The sequence below is a fragment of the Methylocella tundrae genome (genome assembly GCF_901905185.1).
Lineage (GTDB): Bacteria > Pseudomonadota > Alphaproteobacteria > Rhizobiales > Beijerinckiaceae > Methylocapsa > Methylocapsa tundrae.
On the sequence record NZ_CABFMQ020000001.1, the window covers coordinates 101,959 to 120,652 of the forward strand.

An 18,694-nucleotide genomic window follows, 5' to 3' on the forward strand; every position below is an offset into this window, starting at 1 on the left:
AGCAAGATGCCGATGATCCGTGAGGTCGTCGTCACCACGATGGACGCATCCGGCAATCCGCATATCGCGCCGCTGGGGCTTATCGAAGATGCGGGGAGCTGGATCATCGCCCCCTTTCGGCCGTCGACGACGCTCGACAATCTTTCGAGCGTTCCTTTTGCGACCGTCAATTATATCGACGATGCGCGCATCTTTGCCGGACTCGTCACCAAGCGTCGTGATTGGCCGCTGGCGCCAGCTCGCCAGGGGCGGCCGCCGCGCCTTCACGCGGCGCTCGCTCATGCCGAGCTGATCGTAAGCCATGTCGAGGATCATACTGAGCGGCCGCGATTTCACTGCAAGGTCGAGCGGGTCGAGACTCACGCGCCATTCGAAGGTTTCAATCGCGCGAAGAACGCAGTGCTCGAAGGCGCCATTCTGATCACGCGGCTAAAGCTTTTGCCGCGCGAAAAAATCGATCAGGAAATCGCCTATCTCTCCATCGCAATCGAGAAGACGGCGGGGCCGGAGGAGCGGGAGGCTTGGGGCTGGCTGATCAAGGCTCGGGATGATTTCTACGCTTTGAAGTGATGCGCGGCGATCAGCGCCACGGCTGACGCCGGCGCGCAATCGCAAGCCTTTTCATGCGCGTTCGGCGCCGCTTCGATCAGCTCGTCGAAGGCGACATATGGGCGCCCCATTCGCGTCGCGAGATCGGAGACCACACCGCGCCCGATGCCGGCGCCTATGATGGGCGCCTCATCATCAAGGACGCCGCGGGAGAGGATAAGAGCCGCCGCGTCCATGATCTCACGCAGCTGCGCTTCGGCGAAGAACCGCGCGAGCCTTGTCCAAGCGGCGTCCGATGCTTCATGCGCATCGCGTCCGATCATGCGAGCGAGCCGCGCGATGGAGGCGGCGGCGGTTTTCTCCCGTCCGTCCGAGGTATCCATCATGTCTGACCCCGGCGGCAATTGTCCGAGAATGCGATGCACGTCAGCCATGTCGGCGAACCATTCATTCATCAGCGCCGTCCATTGTCCGGCGAAGGGGACCTGCTTCGGGCCGGCCATTAAAAAAGTGCGCACGAGGCCGGTGTAGACGAGTTCGCCATGCGTCAGCCGGGCGGCGTCGGTATAGCCGCTGCTCGCCGGCGCGCCGCCGGCTACGGGGATGATGTCCGTCGTCGTGGAGCCCATGTCGATCAGCAGGGCCTCTCGCAGCTTGACGCCAGCGAGCGCGGCGCTGGCGTGCCAATTGGCCGAGCCTATGTCGGTCGCATGGGCGCTCGCATCGGAGCCGTCGACAAAGCCGGAGCGCGCGGCGTAAAACACGGCGCGATCCGGCGAGAGGAGGCGCTCGGCGATGGCGGCGACGCCTGCGACGCCCTCTGCTCGCGTGGCGAAGGCGTCGGACAATTCCCCGGTCATGGTGATGGCGTTCAGTGGCGCGGCGCCAATCGTCGCGCGCGCCTCACCGAAAGCGCGCTCGAGTTCAAGAAGCCCGAGCCACAAAGGGCAGGCGATCTGTATGGCGTCCTTGATGATTCCGTTTTCCGCGCGCGCCGCTTTGAGATGCGCGCCGCCAATATCCCAGCCGATGATGTTTTGCATGTTGCAAAGCCTGAAGCGTTATTGAAAGGCGCCGCCGCCGGTAAGACGGAATGAGGCGCCGCCGCGTCGATCATGCTCGTTAGCTCATTGTCTCAATGCATGTTCTGATCCAAAAAGTCTGCAGCTTTTGGGATCATGCTTTATGCGCCCTTCGTCGCCGCCGCTGATTGTCCGAGCGGCGGATGCGGATGTTTGGCATAAGATCCCACATAGAAACAGGGGCGCGCTGAATGGAAGTCATTCCGGTCATCGATCTCAAGGGCGGAGTGGTGGTTCGCGCTCGTCTCGGGCGGCGCGATTCTTATGCCCCGCTCGACACGAAACTGGCGCCAACGAGCGCGCCGGGCGATGTTGTCGCGGGACTTTTGTCGCTGCATCCGTTTCAGACGATCTATATCGCCGACCTTGATGCGATCGAGTCCCGCGGCGATCATGCAGGGATAGTCAGCGCGCTCAGTGACGCCTTTCCACAGACGGCGTTCTGGGTCGATGCAGGCGTCGCCGACGCAGCCGGCGCGCGCGCATGGTTATCGCGTCATGGGCGCGAAACCCTCGTTCTCGGTAGCGAGTCGCTGACCGGCCCGGCCGCGCTTCAAGAATTGGTCGGGATAGAAAGGCTCGTTCTCTCGCTCGACTTTCGCGGGGATTGCTTTGTCGGCCCGCAGACGCTCCTTGCAGCGCAGCATTGGTGGCCTTCACGCGTCATCGTCATGACGCTTGCGCGGGTCGGCAGCCAGGCCGGACCCGATCTCGATCGCCTGAAATCAATCGTTGACCTTAGGGCGTCCTCACCGGACGATTTTGGCGGATCGTCTGTTCAGCCCCGCGTCTACGCAGCCGGCGGCGTTCGCGGCCCTGAGGATCTCGCCTCTCTGGCGAAGGCGGGCGTCGAGGGCGTTCTCGTTGCTTCTGCGTTGCACGACGGCCAGTTGACCAGCGCCGATCTCGACGCCGCCCGGACAATTTAAAAAGGGGGCCGGAGCCCCCTTTTCGATTTTGTCGTTTCGAGACGCTTAGAGCATGACCGCGATCAAGTGGTCATGCTCTTATCTCTTTGTTTAACCAGATGATCTCGTCCGAAAAGCCGGAAGCTTTCCGAAAATCATGCTCAGTTCGGCGCGAAAGGATGCTTCGCGGTGTTGCGCTCGGCGACGACGGTTTCGGGCGTCGGGTCGCCGTTGATGGCGCGAGCGATGGCTTCCTTGGTGGCCTGGTAGTTGTAGTCCTGGATCTTCTGATCGTCCTTGGCTTCCCAATGAATGAAAACGCCGACGGAGATGAAGATGTCGTTGGCTTCCTTGATCGGAATGACGCCATCGGCGACGCTGTCAGCGACTGCCTTGGCGACACCGCGCTGCGCCGGACCGAACATCTGCACGGCCTGGGTGGCGTTCTTGATCGTCACTTTGTTGAAAAGGACGGTCGCGGGCTTGACCAGCAGGTTCGGAGCGACGACGGCGAGGAGGGTGGTGAAGCCGTCCTTGTTATTCGTCAGCGCATTGGCGAAGGCCGCTTCGGCGGCGCTGCCGCGCGGCCCAATGAGGAGGTCGATGTGAGCGACTTCGTTGCCTTCGCCGACGAGCGATTCGCCAACCAGCAATTTGTTGATCTTGGTCACGTTAAAAAATCCTCCCATGAGAAAACCCTTCGCAGACAGCTATCGAAGAAGTTAGACGGATATGAAGGTTCGATCCTTGTTGTCAGCACCCATCTTTTCGCCGGGTCGGTTAGCCGGATGAAAGCGGCGCTCGTCCGCTGGCGCGCACTCAACCATTATTGCGGCGGCGGATCAAGACAGGATTAGCCGATCCGCGAAAAGCGTTGCGACGGTGAGGTCGGCGCTGGTTCCGGGGTTCAGCCCCGTCGCCTTGAGGCGGCGATCGAAATCCAGAAGATCGCCCAGCGAATCGGCTGGATCCGTCTGCGCCATAAATCTTTCGCGAATGTCGATCGCCGCATTCTGGACGACCAACGCGGCGTCAAGGCCGTTCTTGCGCGTAATATGACTGTCAAAAATTCCTGCGAGGAAACTGAGATAGACGGCGACGACCGGCCACGGCGCCGGCCACGCTTTTTCGCGCGCGGCGGCCAGCGCGTTTGCGCCGATGGTGAATACGTCGGAAAAATCGCTGGCATATTGATAGGCGATCCGGTCCCGGCTGGCCGCCTCTTTCATCGCATCGAGAAGGGTCGTCTCGGCCGGCGCGCGGACGTCATGGCGACCGGATTGTCCAAGCCCTGCCGGCGCCGCGCGAACGATCGCGTCGAAGGCCGATTGCGCGTCCTCGCGCGTCAACCCGCCCAAGAGCTTTTTCAAGGATTGCCGAAACTCATCCTCTTGGTTTCCTTGTCCCGGCGCCCGCTCTGCGGGCGAAGCCGCTTTGAAATCAGCGGCCGCCGCCAGCGGCGCGCAGAGGAGAATAATGCCGAGATTGGTGTTGAGGCCGACGCTCAATGCCGTCGCCTCGACAGCGCCGAGAATGCGGTCCCCGATGGTCGAAAAGGGACGGCACAAGGGTTCGGCGGCGACCTCCGCGCTGCGCAGGAAATGGTCGACCGTCATGCCATGCCCGTCGGCGAAAATATGCACATTGCCGGGTTTTGGCGCCTCGATCTCATCCCGGCAGGACGCGATGAAGGCTTTCGCGATCTCGTTAGGCTCAGCCTCGCTCATGCGACGGGCTCGGCCGCGGGATGGATAGCCTCTCGCGCGGGAGCCAGTCCGCTGCGCGTCAGAAAATCGCGCGCGAGGCGATCGGCGATCGAAAAAGGCGCGACTTTCTGCAAGCCGCGCCAGCCCGGCATGCTGTTGACTTCGAGCACCTGCGGCGCGCCGTGGGCGTCTAAGATCACGTCGACGCCGGCGAATTCCGCGCCGACCGCCGCCGCCGCGCGCAAGGCGAGGTCGATCATCGCGGCGTCCGGCTCCAGCCATTCCGGCCGCGCGCCAAGCTTTACATTGGTGATCCAATGCGCGGCGCGGCGCGTCATGGCGGCGATGACTCGTCCTTGCGAGACAAAAAACCGCATATCGGCGAAGCCGTCGCGGTCCACGCCGACGAAGCGCTGGAGATAATAAACGCCCTCGACGGCTTCGATGGGAGGAAGGTCGTCTTCGCTGGTAATCAGCTTCAGGCCAAAGCCCTGCGCGCCAAAAAGCGGCTTAAGCACAAGCGGACCGCGCGGCGTCTCGCGGCGGATTATTTTCCGCGCCGCTTCGCTTGATTGCACGGTCCATGTCGGCGGCGTCGGAATGTCGGCCTGCGCGAGAGCGAAACTCGTCGCCGCCTTGTCGACGCAGATTTCTATGGCGCGCGCCGAATTGACGACAGGAACGCCGATATCGCCAAGGCCATGCAGCACGCTCAGCCGAAGCGTGACGCTTTCGAAGGCGCCGGATCCGATGGCGCGCACGAATACGGCGTCCGGCAGATCCGCGCCAAAACCATGAATGACGAGCCCGCTTTTGCGCTTTGTGTCGAAACCGCATTGCGCCAGCCGGATCGGCGTCGCAATGGCGCCTGCGCGCGTGAAGGCGGCCGCCAAATCCCGCGCATGCCAATCATAAAGATCGACTGCTATCGCGATTTTCGGTTGCGCGGGGACGGCTGGCGCGGCCCGCTTAGGAGAAACAGGCATCGAGACGAGCGTTGTCGATTCTGCCGGCGCGGAACGTTTCCCCCGTTTCAACAGCCGTGACGATGGCTTGCGCGGGGCTGAACAGCATCGGGTCGATCGCATAAAAATCGCCCTTGTACTTCTTGAATATCTCCGCGAAGGGCTGTCCGTGGTCGCGCGACGTCGTGCTCGGTAATTGCTCCGCCAGAGCCTTGGCCTCATCCGCCGGTCCGGTCACAAACAGATGAGCCTGACCCGCATAAATGATCGCGTCATTGGTGCGGCCCATCGCCTGGATAAAGTCCGGATGAGGCGGCGACAGCGGCGCCGCCGCGACGCCGTCAATGATGCGCTCGAGCGGAAATTTCAATTCGTGCGCCTTGTGCAAAACCACCTCAAGAACGCGCGAAACCACTTGAACGCCGCCGGCAAGGCTCTGCGTCGGCGCGAAGATGAAGGCGAGATTTTCAGGGCTTACGCCACAGGCGGCGGCAACCTTGTCGGTGACTTCCGGCGGCGGCGCGCGATCACTCTCCAGCACCAGCGTCGCCCGGCTCGCGTGGTCATGATAGGCGAGATCGTTGAACAGGGGCTCCTTGCGCGCAAGCGCGCGGCCAGGACCGGAGCCGAGCGCAAAAAACGCGCCCTTTCCTTCGCCGTGCGAGAGAGCCCAGCCGGCATATTGGCTGGCAAGACATGCGATGACGGGATCGGTGGCCCGGACCGAAATCTCGAACGGCCATTTGGGGTTGGAGCCGGTCGGTCCCAGTTCCACGGTTCCAAGTCCGCCGAGGCAGATCTCTGCGATGCGCAAACCGGCGTCAATGCCGCCACGCGCCGCTTTGCCGGCGTCGATGATCGTCTCGCCGCGTTCTCCCTTTGACACGGCAATGCGCAATTTGGCCGCGTCGGCGACCATGCGGTCAACAAGATGCCCAGCCAGCGTGTTGATGCTCAGTGCCGTCTCGCTCAAGATGTCGCCTCCGTCTCGATATGGTCTATTCCGTCGAGAATCGAAGCGGTCCGTTCTTTTACGAGCTCACGCGCCCTCGAGGGATCCGCAGCGTTCGCTTTAATGGTACAGAGAGGATCATTCAAGCCCAGCGCGCTCTTTGGCTTTTGCCGGTCGGCGGCCCATTCCGGCCAGTCGAGCGCCGGCATGGCTGCGATCCGCCTGCGCGCATAGGCGATTCCCGCCGCCGCCGCGCGGGGAAATTCCAGCGGGAGCGCCGGCAAGCGGCCAAGAGATGCGTCAATATGCGCGGCGAAGATGAGGCCGTGGCGATCCTCGAAAATGTCGAGCGTTGCGCCAGGGCGCGGATTGATCTCGATGAGAACGAAAGCGTCGCCGTCGAGCAGGAAATCAAAGCTGTTGAGGCCGCTAAGGCCAAGTTCGACGGATAACGAGCTGGCGGCGTCGTTCAGCCGTGTTTCGACGTCCGGGGGCAAAGCGGCGGGCCGCGCGCATCCGCCGAAGCGGAACGGTTCGTCCCCGGTCGGGGCGGCCCATTGCCGGCTTGCTCCGAGCGCCATCATTCCGGCGCCATCGCCGAGGCCGAGGATCGAGACAGGTTCGCCCGGCGCGACGCGCTGGAAATAAATATCCTCGCCCTGCGCCCGCAACGCACCGGCTGGGGCGACATGGCTGCCGCCGGCGGCGCCGACGCTTTTGACCAGCCAGCCTTCGGCATTCGCCGGAGGCGTCAGGCTAATGTCCGGATGAGGAACGCCGAGGGACCGGCAAAGCTGCGCTAAAGCTGCCGGATTTTTCGCCCGCCGAACCGTCTCCGGGCGATTGCCGAAGAGGGTCCAGCGCTCCGCGAGCTCATCGAGAAGCTCGACGCGATCTTCAAAACCCGCGCCGTAGACGATCCCGATAGGCGCGCAGCCATCGGCAAGGGCGTTCAGCGCGGCGATCAAGGCCTCGCCGTCGAATCCCGTTTGCGGATCGCCGACGAGACAGTTTGCCACGCAGAGCGCGCGCGTGTCCTCGTCATCGAAAAGGTCCGCGACGAGGGGCCGGTAACCGGCGCGCCGCGCCGCGGCGGCAAGAGCGCGTCCCGCCGCCGCCGCGATGAGAATCGCGGGCCCGTCTTTGAGTGTCTCTGCTTCAGACAAGCTCCCGCGCCAGCGCGAAAGCGTCGCGGAAGTCGATGGCGAGCGCCTTGCTCGACGTCGCCATGCGCTGGAACAGGCCGGATTCGGTCTTGTATTTAATGTCGCCGATGGCGAGCGGCCCGACGCCGAGGGCGCCCCCGGTCAATTCGGCCCCGTTGGCATGGAGATCGAGCCCCTCGATGCCAGCCGGCGGCACGGCGTTGACGTCGGCGGCGACGAGCAGCGACTTCGCGGCGGCGAGCGACTGCTTGGACAGAACCTGCACGCCGGCGGCGGCGGCGCACAAGACGACCTCGACGCCCTGCAGCGCCTCGAGTTTCTTCTCCTCGGTGCTGCCGTCGACGGCGCGAACCTCGACGCCGAAGCGTTTCTTGATGTCGTCGGCTTTCTGCTGTACGCGGGTCGGGCCGTCATAGCCGGCGAGCGCCACATCGGCGCCTTCCAGCGCGGCGATGACGCCTGCGGCGTAGCCGACGACGCCGGTGGCGCCGAAGATCAAAATCTTCGTCTTGTCGAGGCTCTTGCCCTTTTTGTCCTTCAGCAGCTTTTCGACGCAGGCGACCATCGCGGCGGCGGTGGTGAACGAACCCGCGGGATCGGCGAAAGCTGAAATCTCGAATGGTTTCAAAAGGGTGGCGCGGAAGCGCTCGAGCATGTCGAGCGCGAGCCCGGCGTCCTTGCCGGCGATGAATACGCCGGTGCGCACGGCGTCTCTCGGGGAGCGCGAAAACATCGCGTCCTGCACCAGAGCCGTCACCTCGTCGAGCGTGACGCCGGTGTAAGGCGTGACGGAATCATAGCCGGCGTCGAGAGCCATATTCACGTCGAAAGGGCTCATGTGCTTCAACGGGCTGAACATGTGCAATATATTCTTGGCCAAGCGGTTTCCCCCTATGTGTCGATTGTTGAAGGTTGACCCTTCACGATGGCGCCGTGATTGAGTCCTTTGCAGATCATGATGTCTACACCCAAAGCGGCGATTTTTGCGCGCAAAAGGTCGCAGAGGCGCTGGGCTTCATCCGGATTGGCGGCGAAAGCAAAGCCGGTCGGCCCCCAGGAGGACTGTCCGATTCCCTTCGCGCCGTGATTCTGCAGTTCGCGCAGGGCTTCAGCCACGGCGGCGCTGGTATAGGACGAGCCGCCTTGCGCCGGAGCAAAATAAGTTCCGACAATTTGCTGTATTCGCGAAATCGCCGCGCCGAAAGCGTCAATATCCTCTTCAGCCAGAGCCGGAAGCGCCTTGATCAGAACGAGGCGGCAGATTTCCGCGGCGGCGTCGGCCTCAAAAGACCCGAGCGCGGCGAAGGACGCGGTTTCCTGCGGCCCGTGAATGCCTTTCATGCGCGGGTCGAGCACGAGAATGACCCGCCAGGCTCTGGGGAAATCAAGGCGCGCAATGATCGGGGGCGTCACTGTATGTTCGCCTCGCCCGCCATCGACGACGACGCCGCCGCGTTGGAACAGCCCGGCTCCGACGCCAGAACGCATGGTGCGTCGCAACAAAAGCGCGTCGTCCGCGAGATCGGGCTCGATGCCTTCAAGGCTCCGCAGGGCGCTCGCGAGGGCGAGGGCGAGTTGCGTTCCTGAGCCAAGGCCGACGTGATCGGGAATGGCCTCGTCGATGGTGACGCGATAGGCCGAGGCGAGGCCAAAACGTTCGGTCAAGGCGCCGAGATAGGTTCTGACGCGCGTTTCCTCGGCGCCTTGGACAATGGTTCTTTCGGCGCGCGAGATCGTCAGCCTGGTCGCCGGGTGGTCGATCGCCAGTCCGATGCTGCCAAAGCGCCGGCCAAGCCCGCCATTGATGTCGAGAAACCCAAGATGGAGCCGGGCTGGGGCTATGGCGGTGACGCTTTCGAACATCGGGCTTCTTTCGCAGGATTTTTCCGCGCGGCCCGCGTCAAGGCCATTCCGCGCTTTCCTGATGACTAAAGAGCTCTGGCGGGCGCCACGAGCCGGCGTGCTCCTCAAAGGAGTCGGGTTTTAATACTCAGCCCGGCCTTGGAGTTCAAGGACCGGCTGCTTTATCCGTCGAGTTCGCTATAATGGCGGAAAATGCCGGCTTCGTTGAATGGGATCCGGCGATCGCTCGCAAGATAGGCCCGGATGCGCGGCCGCTTCGCCACCGCGTCATGCAGTCCGGCGACGAGAGGCGTCTTTGCAAGCGCCCGTTTCATGCCGCGCGGAAAAGCATAGCTCAAGCCTTCGACGATCTGGAAAAGGGAGAGGTCCGCGTAAGTGACGCCGCTGCCGACGAGATGGCTGTCGCTTTTCGGATTGCGCGCCAGAATGGTTTCGAACCAGGCGAGATATTTGGGAATTCGAGCCTCCCGAAACGTCTTGGCCCGGCGCAGCGCTTCCGGCTGCTGCTCTTCATAATAGAGATCGACGCTGATCGGATGGTGCGAATCATGCGCCTCGCCCACGATATCGGCGATGGTCAATTGAATCTGGTGGACCCACAGGCGCCCCGCTTCATCCCTCGGCGCAAGTCCGAGACGCTCGCCGAGATAGAATAAAATCGCGGCGGTCTGACCAATCACGACGTCGCCGTCCTTCAGGAACGGCGGCGCGAAAGGCGGCCGTGCGACCTCGTCTCCATCCAGCACGGCCGTGAGGGCGTCCATGCCCTCGGGCTGGCGCGCGACGTCGACATAATCGGCGCCGGCCTCTTCGAGCGCCAGGCGGATGAATTCGCCGCGCCCTTGAATGCCGGGCCAGTAATAGAGTTCGTAAGCCATCCGCCGATTTCCTCCCGCGGCTTGCGCCGCCATGAGCCATCAATGCTCACGTTCATCGCTCATTTGGCGACAAAGTAGAAGCTTTCTCCCGGCAGAGAGCCATAGGTGAAGGGCTCCTGCCGGTCGTTGGTCGCGGCCCTCACCTCGTCGCGGACCTGACGGAAAAGCATATTGATCTCGAGCTGCGGCCGGACGATGTTGCGCAGGAGAGCCTGCGTGAACGGACTGTGGGCGCCGTCGCCATCCTGCGCGACCTGTCCGTCGCGCGCCGAATAGGCGACGAGCGTGCCGCCCTCAGGCTCGACCCGTGCGAAGCCCCGGCCGATCGAGCGCGACGCCATGGTGCGCTGCATGCGCGCCAGGAACGGATTGTTGCGGCATGCGTCAAGGATGACGAGACGGAGTTTTTTCGCCCGTTCCGTCGCCAGAAGAACGCGGTCGAGCGTGATCGCTTCATCCTGAACGTCGCGATCGGCCCTGAGTTTGGCGTCGACGGGAATCAGATAATTGACGCCGCCGATCTCGATTCCGTGCCCGGCGTAATAGACGACGGCCCAGTCGGCGTTCTCAGCCTTGTCCTCGAAGGCCCGCAGCGCGGCGAGAAACTTCTCGCGGGTCAGATCGCGCTCGGCGAAGACCGTCTGAAAGCCGATTTTGCGAAAGGCGGCGGCGACGGCTTCGGCGTCGCGTTCCGGATTGGGAAGCGTTGCGACCTCGCGATAATTGGAATTGCCGATGACGAGCGCGACGCGGTTGCCAGGCGGCGGAATCAGTGCGGCGGATTTCGCCTGCGCCGCCTCGACGACGGCTTTCGCCCGCGCCTCGACCTCCGCCTTCACCCGGGCCTCGAATTCAGCCTTCGCCCGCGCTTCGAATTCGGATTTCGCCTTGGCGTCGGCGTCCGCTCGGGCGCGCGCGTCAGCCGCCGCCTGCGTCTCGAGGCGAGCCTTGAAGGCGTCGGCCGCCGCCTTGGTGCGGGCCTCGACTTCGGCTTTGACCCGCGCCTCTATGGCCGCCGCTTCTTTCTCGGCGTCGGCTTTGGCGCGCGCGTCCGCTTCGGCCTTCGCTCTTGCGTTCGTCGCTTCGGTGACGGCGACGCCGGCCGCCATCTTGGCGTGCGTCGCCTCGGCCTCGGCCAGCGCCGCGAGCCGCGCCCGCGCCAATTGCTGCGCCGGCCGCGCTAATGCGACGTCGGCCTCGCCCGGCAGGCTGATCGCTTTTTCATAATCGGTTTTGGCTTTCGCGTCCGCGCCGGTTTTTTCATAGGCCTGGCCGCGGCCGGCGTAAGCCGCCACAAAGTCGGGCTGGATGCGCAGCGCCTCGTTGAAATCGGCGATGGCGTGATTGGCGTCGTCTCCGGCCAGATAGGCGTCGCCGCGGAAATCGAGCGCAATCGCGGAGCGCGGATTGAGGGCGGTCGCCTTGTTGAGATCGGTCAAGGCGGCGGCGATATCTCCGCTCTGCCTGCGCAGCCTGCCGCGATTGGCGTAGGCAAGGTCATATTTGGGCCTCAGCAGAATGGCTTCGTCGCAATCGGCGATCGCCAGATCGAGCTTGCCCTGGTCGGCAAGCGCAAGCGCGCGATTGACATAGGCTTCGGCGGTCGCGTTGAGTTCGATCGCCTTGTTCTGATCGGCGAGAGATTTTTCAAGATCGCCCTGCAGCCGGCGCGCCTCTCCGCGATGACTGTAGGCTTCGCCGTTGGCGCCGTCGACACGGATCGCCGCGTCATAATCGCGGATGGCGCCATCGACGTCGGCCTTGGCGAGCCGGGCGTCGGCGCGCTGGATGTAGCCTTTGGGATCATTGGGGGCGAGACTGATGAATTGGTCGAAATCGGCGATGGCTCGAACGAACTGGCGCTTCAGATAGAGCGCCTGCCCGCGATTATAGAAAGCCTTGGCGAAACGCGCGTTGAGTCTGATCGCCTTGTCGTAATCGGCGATGGCGCGATCATATTCCTCTTTGTTGAGCAGCGCCGTTCCGCGGGCGTTGAAGAGATCGGGCGATTTGCCGTCGAGCCGGATCGCCTGGTTATAGTCCGCGATGGCGCCGTCGTAATCGCCCTCGATCTGGCGGGCGAGGCCGCGGTTCTTGTAGGCGTCGATCGAGTTCGGATTGCGGTCGAGCGCGCTTGTGAAGTCCTTGATGGCGCTGTCGAGATCGCCTTTGCGCACCTTGGCGACGCCGCGGTTGTTGTAAAGGCCCGGCGCGTTGGGGTCGTCCCTCTCGCTGTCGATCAGGCGCGTGCATGCCGGAATGCCGGCGTCCGGATCGTTCAGGGAATGGTTGCAAAGGTCTACGTCGCTGTCGGCGGCGCGAACCGGGCTGAGGGATCCGAGCAGCTGGGTCGCCAGCATCAAGCCCAGACTTAAAATGATGTGTCGGCCAACGACCATGTCCATGCTCCCCAACGGAAGACGGGCCGCGCGACAAGCGGTTAGGCCTCGCCGGCCGACCATGTAGCGGCGCCGCTTTCCGGTTTTCGAAGCTAAACACGGGCGGTGAATAAAACTGTGCGCCGCTGCACCAGACAGAAGGGATGCAACCGGTAAACATTAATTCATGATTGTTGCACATACAACACAGATCACAAGTTCGTTATAGGCTATCCTTCGGCGCAAACGAGGGGGATTGCCATGCGGAATTCAAATCTGGCCGCGTTGAAGGGAGTGGCGTTTGGCGTAGTCGCAGGCGCGCTTTGGCTGGGCAATTCGCCTCGCGCCGAGGCTTCGCCGTTTTGCCCCTCGATCGCGACGCAGACGATTTCCGTCGATGGCGAGCCGGTCCTGAAAGATTTTCCCGGGGTTCGTTTGCAGAATGGCGCCTGCACGAACAATGGCATCGGGCCCGACCCCGCGGCCCTGTCGGGCGCCGCCCTCGCCAGCCAGGCTCTGAGCGAGCTCTCGCAGTCGACGACGCAGGAGACGGCGCGAAGCGCGGAAAATTCGATCACCAATCGCCGCGATCAGGAAGAGCAGCGCTGCGCCGCCGGTTTTTCGAGAGTCAACGGAGAGTGCGAGCGCAACCCGCTTCCGGTCGCCGAGGAGACGGCGCCGCCCGAGCCGCCGCCAGCGCCCGAACGTCCTTCCAAAAAAACCAAGAAGGGTAAAGCCGGAGCGGTCGCGGCCAGGGAGACGAGGCCGGCTCCTCCCCATAAAGTCGTTTACGCCCGCAGGGAGCCGGTCGTGATCCCGCCGCCCGTGCCGGTGGAGGCGCCCTTCCGTTACGGCGTCTGGGGTCAGGTCTTCGGCGCATATGAGAAGCGGGACGCGACCGGGATGGTCGCGATCAGCGGCCCCGATTTCAACGCTGGCCTGCCGGTGCCGATCGAAGTCAGCGTTCAGAGCCGTTCTGGCACGGTCGGCTTTCAGGCCGGCCTCGATCTGACGTCGCGGGGACTGATCGCCGCCAACGACGGTCTGATCACCGGCGTGCTGGTCGGCTATATCTCGAACCATTTGACTCTCAACACCGTTGGAACGTCGTCCAATCCAACCATCGTCGGCAACAGCACGAGCCGTCTCACGGCGAGCCTGTCGGGGCCCTCGCTCGGCGTGTACGGCACTTACTTTTCGGGCGCCTTCTCGGCCGACGTCATGGCCAAGTTCGATATCCTCGGCCTCGATCAGGCCTCCACCCAAAACATGGCTTTCGCCGGTCCCTTCGGTCCGTTCTCTTTCGGCTATTCCGGCTCCGGTTCAACCAGCGTCCTCGACTCGACCGTCGCCGCAAATCTGAACTACCGCTTTGATCTTTATCCGAATTTCTGGATTGAGCCGACCGTCGGAGCGCAATTCACGGCTCTGGGCTACGGCGGCGGCGCCGCGGATCTCGGCCTCCAAAACGGCACGCAGGTGATGGTCCAGGGCGGCGCCCGCGTCGGAACGAGCTCCGTTTTCAGCAACAACATTCTGATGACGACGACCTTGACCGGGCTCGCCTATGACGACGTGGTCGTCAACGGGGGGTTCATTCCGGGCGCAGCCTACCAGGGTAATAATATTCTCGCGAACGCCGACCGCGGTCAGGTGCGCGGTCGCGGCATTCTCGCCTTCAATTTCGAGTTCGGCCAGGGCCTCTCCTCCTTCGTGCTGGGCGACGTGCATGGTGGTCAGGGCCTTTTCGGCGCCGGCGGCAAGGCGGGGATTCGCTACCAGTGGTGAGCCGCGGATGGCCGGCCGTCGGCGGGAGCAGGGCTGCCGTTTCGGCCTCGCGTTTCGCCGCCGCGCAGTCCTGATCGCCGCGCTCCTCTTCGCCTCGACGCCAAGCCAAGGCAGCGCTCCATGCAAGGGGCGCGATCTCTTTCCGATGATCGAAGCGGAGGAGCCGGCGGCCTTCGCCGCGATCGAAGCGGAAAGGGCCGCGACGCCCTTTCCGCATGGAACCTTGTTCCGGCTTTCGCGCGACGGCCAAACCTCCTACGTCTTCGGCACGCTTCATCTCGACGATCCACGCGTCGCCTCGTTCCGACCAAGCGTCATCGCGGCGCTGAGCAGCTCGAAAACGCTCGCGCTGGAATCGGTGGAGACGGGCGCGCGGCTGCTCCGGTCGATCCGAAAAGACCCCGCCGCGATGCGCGCGGCCCTTCTGGCGCCGCAGGATCAGCGTCCCGACGTTTTGCTGGACGCGGCCGACTTCGCCGCGTTGCAAACCCTCGTCGCGGAGGCTGGCCTTGCCGCCTCATCCGCTGGCGCCCTGAAGCCGGCCGTGCTCGCGCTGCTGCTTGATCTGCCGGCCTGCGCGCGGAAAAACGGCGTGAAGCCCTACGCCGACGAAGCGATTGCGGAATTGGCCAAGGCGCAGGGGGCGCGTGTTGTCGGCCTCGAGACGATGATCGAGCAGATCGACATTCTCGACGGCTTCTCGCCAGAGGTCGGGCGCGCGCTGCTGGTCGCAACTCTGCGCCAGGCCGGTCACGCCGAGGATGTCGTCGAGACGACGATCGCGCGTTATGCCTTGCAAGATCTCGGCGGTCTGCTCGCCTGGATGAAATCGCCGGAACTGATCCCCGGCGTCGCCGGCGCGCAAACGCCGCCGGACTTTCTCGACCGGCTGATCACGCGCCGCAACCAGCGTATGCGCGACCGCGCCGTTCCGCTTCTTGAGAAGGGGGGCGTCTTCATCGCTGTCGGCGCCGCGCATTTGCCCGGCGAGCGGGGCCTTCTCAATTTGCTGGAGCTGGAGGGCTTCAGGGTCGAGGCCGTCGAATAGCGGCTAATCCGCGAGAGCGCGAAAGCGGCGCGGTTCGTAGCCGCGTTCGAGAAGCGCCGCCAGCGGATAGACGTTGCGGCAGACACGGCCGTTGCACGCGCCGGGCGAGGCTTCGAGAACCTCGGCCTTGCGGTCCGGCGTAAAGCCCATGAACAGCATGACATGTGATCCCGGCTTGTTCAGCGCATCGCCCGGTTTAAGGTCCCACGGATTTTGAACCAGCGACGCGATCGAAGGGATGGCGGCCGTGGTGAAATGCGTCGAGAGCCCCCAGGCCGCGCTGACGAAGGAAGAGCAATCGACCCCGATGACGTCATAGCGGGGCGTATTGCGCGTGCAGACATTGCCGGCGAGTGCGCCGCGCGAAACCTTGCCGGCGAACTGATACAATGAACCCTGGCAACCCCAGCAATAAGGCACGCCGCGCACATTCTGCCCCGCGTGCCCGATGAGATAGCCAGGGCGCCGGATGCGGTTGAAGCCGTTGCATTGATTATCGGGATCGGCGCCATAGGAGCTTGGCGTCAGGCGCCATGTAAAGCTCTCGAAAGCGCGGCCCGTCTGCACGATGCTTTCGCGCGTCAGCGGCCGCACTGCGGCGATCGCGCCCTTGCCGCCTTTGGCGAGAGCGGCATAGTCCGGCTGGGGTCCGCGAACATCGATCACCTGCCCGTTCTTCATCGGCCGGAAACCGACGCCGATGACGTCGACGACGCCTTTGCGCGTGCGCAGGAAATATACGTCGCCATCCGCCGACACGGTGACGAAGCGCCGCGACAGGGCGACATTCGGCGTCAGCGGCAACTCGTAGACGCCCTCGAATGCGCCGCCCGGACCAAAGCGCGCGATGAAAGTGGAAGCGCCGCCTGCGACATAAGCGGGGATGTTTTCAGCCAGAACGTACATGCGGCCGGAATGATCGATTTCGAGAAATTCGATCGAGCCGAGCTTGTCGCGCACTTTCAGCTGCAACTTTGCAAACGCCGTCGAAGCGCCCTGCTGGCTGACGTCGATCCGAGCCGAAGTTCCGCCTTTATCAGGCGTTACCTCGACCGCGACGGGCCCTTTTCCGCGAGAGGCGACAAGCTGGCGCGTGCGCCCTGTCGAAGGAGAAACGGAGCGCGTTCCGGCGCCGCCTTCCGGCGTCTCCTCCGATCCCATCTGCGCGAACATGGATTGTGTTGTCTCATCGATCGCGGCCCCGTCCGGCGCGAGGCTCCGCGTCAGTCCGCCCTCGCGCGATTCGAGCGCGATCGGCTTGCCGTCCCAAACATAGATGTTGCCTTTGGCGACGATGAGGTCCGTCGGATCGACGCCCTCCGGCAGCGCCAGCGAGCGCGTGCGCTCGGCCGGCTCCCTGGCGTCGAAGCCGATGACGCGGCTGTTGACCTGATCGAGCAGGAAGATCTCGCCATTGTCGCCCGCATAGATGGCCTGCGGGCCAGCGATCTCCGTGTCCTCGCTCGCGTCAACGACGCCGACCGAATTTGGCCCGAAGCCCGCGCTGAATTCTTTCACGACGCCGTCCTGCGCAAGCAGCGGGGATGGCGCGGCGAACGCCAATCCGATCATGATGCGAAAGATGACGCTCCTGAATTTCATTGCGGCCACACACGAGATTTCAAACGGACTTACGGCCCTCGCCGACATTTCAATCGCCAAGCAGGTTGACGCCTTACAAGACCGCGCCGTCTATCTTGACCTTCGCATCTTTTCCCTGCGGGCCCAGCGGGAACTTCTTTTCTTCGAACGACGCCTTCTCCAGAAAGAACACCCGTCCGTCTATTTCGGTGTCGGTCGGGGAAGGCTTCCAATCCTGCTGCATGCCGAAGGGAAAAGTGACAGTCTCTCCGGCCTTGGTCTTCAGCCTGGCGATGCGGCAGCCCATCAGACGCGATGTTTTGGTCGCCTCTATGCTGAGGGTGGCGAAGGTTCCCTTGGGGCTGGCCAATTCGTCGATTGCGATTTTTTTCTTGAAGGTATGCGGAATGAGCCGCCCAATGTCGTCGCGGTGAGCAAATTGGTCGGTGATGAGAACGTCCGTCGTCTCACATTCCTTCTGCCCTTTCGCGTCGGCCTTCGACGCGAAGAGATACCATCCGATCGACGTCTTATCCTCGTCGATCATTGCGAACACGACTCGAAGCTTCTTGTGAGCGCCACAATCCATTTCGTAGCCGGCCTGGCCGGTAAACCAATATTTCACTTCGCCGCTCATGACGCGTCTCCTTTCTGGCGACGAGCAGACCCCGGGCTTCAACAGCGCGGAGTCTTCGGCCGCATAGAGCCTCAGTCTGAACCAGGCGGCCGCGCGGGGCGGTGCGCGCCGGCACGCGTCAATATTTTCCGATCAGCAATATCTTCAGATCTTGCGTCGGCGTGAAATTCTCGAGCCTCGCCTCGAATGCGGTTGGCGAAATCTTTTTCACATTATCGAAACAAAAGCTGACAAGCCGATCGGGCTTGCCCTTATCGACGACGAGACGAAAATTCTTGATGGGACCGGCCCAGTTTGCGCCGGTCTTCAACACATAGGAGATGCGGCGCTCTTGCACCTTGGCCGTATTGGCTGGATCGGAGCCAGCCAGTTTGTCGAGGCCCTTGAAGAAATCATCAGGCAGGCAGTAATCCTTGCGATAGCGCTCCACTGTCGCGCCCATGCCGTCGCTGTTGCGCAACCCTTTGCGAAGCACTGTGTCGAGGCTGGCGCCAAGACTCGTCTTGTAGCGATGCTCGACGCTGACGGCTTGTCCTGGCGGAAACACCTGTTTGCGCGTGAAGGTCGTCGTCACACGCCACGCTGGCCCGTAAAGCTGATCGCCTTTTTCGTCTGAACCGACCGGAATGAGGAGGCCGCCCTCGATCAGGCTCGCGCGGGCCTCCGGCGTCAAGGCGGTGATATGCTGCTGTGTGTCGGCGCCGATCAGAGCAATCGGAAGCCCGGCGGCGCGAATGGCGGCGGTGACGTCCTTGCCGCCGAGCCGGGCGCGCTGAACGACGTCGAATTTGATGGGCTTGGCATCTATCTTCGTTTTGAAATCAACGAAATTGACGGGATCGCTGCCGGGAATGGCGTAGAGCACATCCTGATCGGCGAGGTCGATGTCGGGCAGCGGAAAGCCGACGGTCAAGGTCACCGGAAGCGTTGCCTGGTTGAGGAAACGGTAAAGGACGGTCACCGTATCGGGCGTGATCGTGAGGACTTCCTCCTCCATGGAGACGTCCGGCGATTGCGTGAAGGTGACGCCTCCGACGGCCATTTCGACGGAGCTGTCATTCGCCGACGCGGGAACGGCGCACGCCAGCGCGAGGCTGGCGGCGGCGAGGAAAATGCCCGTCGTGCGAATTCTTGTTTCGCCTGTGTCGCCTGTGCCGGTCATTTTCAATCCTTCGGCCCTTCGACGCCCCTGC

Annotated in this window: 17 protein-coding genes; 4 read left to right on the top strand and 13 right to left on the bottom strand. The window is 63.3% G+C overall.

What is annotated here, in order from left to right:
* The first annotated feature begins 6 nt into the window (after nt 1-6).
* Nucleotides 7-570, top strand: coding sequence for a DUF447 domain-containing protein (locus MPC4_RS00405; protein WP_174510785.1), 564 nt, complete (start codon nt 7-9; stop codon nt 568-570).
* Here the strand turns inward: MPC4_RS00405 and MPC4_RS00410 are convergent.
* Nucleotides 555-1,592 carry a hydantoinase/oxoprolinase family protein gene (locus tag MPC4_RS00410; RefSeq protein ID WP_174510786.1) on the bottom strand — a complete coding sequence of 346 codons (1,038 nt, stop codon included), beginning with the start codon at nt 1,590-1,592 and terminating at the stop codon, nt 555-557. The two genes, MPC4_RS00405 and MPC4_RS00410, sit on opposite strands and share 16 nt — an antisense overlap.
* A gap of 230 nt (nt 1,593-1,822) precedes the next feature.
* On the opposite strand from MPC4_RS00410, the gene MPC4_RS00415 reads away from it, so the two are divergent.
* The gene (locus MPC4_RS00415) at nt 1,823-2,560 is read left to right on the top strand and encodes a HisA/HisF-related TIM barrel protein (RefSeq protein ID WP_174510787.1); all 738 of its coding nucleotides are present in this window, start codon (nt 1,823-1,825) and stop codon (nt 2,558-2,560) included.
* A 140-nt stretch (nt 2,561-2,700) separates the two neighbouring features.
* Here MPC4_RS00415 and fae read toward each other — a convergent pair whose 3' ends face one another.
* The 9 genes from fae to MPC4_RS00460 all read right to left on the bottom strand — a co-directional run bounded on the left by fae (nt 2,701) and on the right by MPC4_RS00460 (nt 12,468).
* Entirely contained in the window at nt 2,701-3,210 is a 510-nt protein-coding gene (fae, locus tag MPC4_RS00420; protein ID WP_134490033.1) for a formaldehyde-activating enzyme, read from the bottom strand.
* A gap of 171 nt (nt 3,211-3,381) precedes the next feature.
* On the bottom strand, nt 3,382-4,266 hold the full coding sequence (locus tag MPC4_RS00425; RefSeq protein ID WP_174510788.1) for a triphosphoribosyl-dephospho-CoA synthase: 885 nt from the start codon (nt 4,264-4,266) through the stop codon (nt 3,382-3,384).
* A complete protein-coding gene (locus MPC4_RS00430) occupies nt 4,263-5,231 on the bottom strand; it encodes a RimK family alpha-L-glutamate ligase (RefSeq protein WP_174510789.1) in 969 nt (322 codons plus the stop codon). Before MPC4_RS00430 ends, MPC4_RS00425 begins: the two co-directional genes overlap by 4 nt.
* The gene (gene mch, locus MPC4_RS00435) at nt 5,215-6,129 is read right to left on the bottom strand and encodes a methenyltetrahydromethanopterin cyclohydrolase (RefSeq protein ID WP_244628791.1); all 915 of its coding nucleotides are present in this window, start codon (nt 6,127-6,129) and stop codon (nt 5,215-5,217) included. Before mch ends, MPC4_RS00430 begins: the two co-directional genes overlap by 17 nt.
* A gap of 50 nt (nt 6,130-6,179) precedes the next feature.
* On the bottom strand, nt 6,180-7,328 hold the full coding sequence (locus MPC4_RS00440) for an ATP-grasp domain-containing protein (RefSeq protein WP_174510790.1): 1,149 nt from the start codon (nt 7,326-7,328) through the stop codon (nt 6,180-6,182).
* Entirely contained in the window at nt 7,321-8,208 is an 888-nt protein-coding gene (locus tag MPC4_RS00445; RefSeq protein ID WP_174510791.1) for an NAD(P)-dependent methylenetetrahydromethanopterin dehydrogenase, read from the bottom strand. Before MPC4_RS00445 ends, MPC4_RS00440 begins: the two co-directional genes overlap by 8 nt.
* A gap of 11 nt (nt 8,209-8,219) precedes the next feature.
* Nucleotides 8,220-9,191 carry a beta-ribofuranosylaminobenzene 5'-phosphate synthase family protein gene (locus MPC4_RS00450; RefSeq protein ID WP_174510792.1) on the bottom strand — a complete coding sequence of 324 codons (972 nt, stop codon included), beginning with the start codon at nt 9,189-9,191 and terminating at the stop codon, nt 8,220-8,222.
* A gap of 161 nt (nt 9,192-9,352) precedes the next feature.
* Nucleotides 9,353-10,069 carry a glutathione S-transferase gene (locus MPC4_RS00455; protein ID WP_174510793.1) on the bottom strand — a complete coding sequence of 239 codons (717 nt, stop codon included), beginning with the start codon at nt 10,067-10,069 and terminating at the stop codon, nt 9,353-9,355.
* Between the two features lie 59 nt (nt 10,070-10,128).
* Nucleotides 10,129-12,468 carry a tetratricopeptide repeat protein gene (locus MPC4_RS00460; protein ID WP_174510794.1) on the bottom strand — a complete coding sequence of 780 codons (2,340 nt, stop codon included), beginning with the start codon at nt 12,466-12,468 and terminating at the stop codon, nt 10,129-10,131.
* A 240-nt stretch (nt 12,469-12,708) separates the two neighbouring features.
* Between MPC4_RS00460 and MPC4_RS00465 the strand changes: the two genes are divergently transcribed.
* Both MPC4_RS00465 and MPC4_RS00470 read left to right on the top strand, forming a co-directional pair.
* On the top strand, nt 12,709-14,235 hold the full coding sequence (locus tag MPC4_RS00465; protein ID WP_174510795.1) for an autotransporter outer membrane beta-barrel domain-containing protein: 1,527 nt from the start codon (nt 12,709-12,711) through the stop codon (nt 14,233-14,235).
* A gap of 7 nt (nt 14,236-14,242) precedes the next feature.
* Complete coding sequence (locus tag MPC4_RS00470; protein WP_174510796.1) at nt 14,243-15,283, top strand: TraB/GumN family protein; 1,041 nt, start codon at nt 14,243-14,245, stop codon at nt 15,281-15,283.
* Between the two features lie 3 nt (nt 15,284-15,286).
* Here the strand turns inward: MPC4_RS00470 and MPC4_RS00475 are convergent, their stop codons facing one another.
* The 3 genes from MPC4_RS00475 to MPC4_RS00485 all read right to left on the bottom strand — a co-directional run bounded on the left by MPC4_RS00475 (nt 15,287) and on the right by MPC4_RS00485 (nt 18,663).
* Nucleotides 15,287-16,885, bottom strand: coding sequence for a hypothetical protein (locus MPC4_RS00475; RefSeq protein ID WP_174510797.1), 1,599 nt, complete (start codon nt 16,883-16,885; stop codon nt 15,287-15,289).
* A 73-nt stretch (nt 16,886-16,958) separates the two neighbouring features.
* Nucleotides 16,959-17,501 (bottom strand): hypothetical protein, encoded by a 543-nt coding sequence (locus tag MPC4_RS00480; RefSeq protein ID WP_174510798.1) that lies wholly within the window; start codon nt 17,499-17,501, stop codon nt 16,959-16,961.
* Between the two features lie 118 nt (nt 17,502-17,619).
* Nucleotides 17,620-18,663: a DUF4424 domain-containing protein gene (locus MPC4_RS00485; protein ID WP_174510799.1), complete on the bottom strand. Its 1,044-nt coding sequence runs from the start codon at nt 18,661-18,663 to the stop codon at nt 17,620-17,622.
* Between the last annotated feature and the right edge of the window lie 31 nt (nt 18,664-18,694).

Coding starts and splice junctions, on each gene's coding strand:
- MPC4_RS00405 (WP_174510785.1), top strand. CDS start 7: ATGCCGATGATCCGTGAGGTCGTCGTCACCACGATGGACGCATCCGGC.
- MPC4_RS00410 (WP_174510786.1), bottom strand. CDS start 1,592: ATGCAAAACATCATCGGCTGGGATATTGGCGGCGCGCATCTCAAAGCG.
- MPC4_RS00415 (WP_174510787.1), top strand. CDS start 1,823: ATGGAAGTCATTCCGGTCATCGATCTCAAGGGCGGAGTGGTGGTTCGC.
- MPC4_RS00425 (WP_174510788.1), bottom strand. CDS start 4,266: ATGAGCGAGGCTGAGCCTAACGAGATCGCGAAAGCCTTCATCGCGTCC.
- MPC4_RS00430 (WP_174510789.1), bottom strand. CDS start 5,231: ATGCCTGTTTCTCCTAAGCGGGCCGCGCCAGCCGTCCCCGCGCAACCG.
- mch (WP_244628791.1), bottom strand. CDS start 6,129: ATGGTCGCCGACGCGGCCAAATTGCGCATTGCCGTGTCAAAGGGAGAA.
- MPC4_RS00450 (WP_174510792.1), bottom strand. CDS start 9,191: ATGTTCGAAAGCGTCACCGCCATAGCCCCAGCCCGGCTCCATCTTGGG.
- MPC4_RS00455 (WP_174510793.1), bottom strand. CDS start 10,069: ATGGCTTACGAACTCTATTACTGGCCCGGCATTCAAGGGCGCGGCGAA.
- MPC4_RS00460 (WP_174510794.1), bottom strand. CDS start 12,468: ATGGTCGTTGGCCGACACATCATTTTAAGTCTGGGCTTGATGCTGGCG.
- MPC4_RS00465 (WP_174510795.1), top strand. CDS start 12,709: ATGCGGAATTCAAATCTGGCCGCGTTGAAGGGAGTGGCGTTTGGCGTA.
- MPC4_RS00470 (WP_174510796.1), top strand. CDS start 14,243: ATGGCCGGCCGTCGGCGGGAGCAGGGCTGCCGTTTCGGCCTCGCGTTT.
- MPC4_RS00475 (WP_174510797.1), bottom strand. CDS start 16,885: ATGAAATTCAGGAGCGTCATCTTTCGCATCATGATCGGATTGGCGTTC.
- MPC4_RS00480 (WP_174510798.1), bottom strand. CDS start 17,501: ATGAGCGGCGAAGTGAAATATTGGTTTACCGGCCAGGCCGGCTACGAA.
- MPC4_RS00485 (WP_174510799.1), bottom strand. CDS start 18,663: ATGACCGGCACAGGCGACACAGGCGAAACAAGAATTCGCACGACGGGC.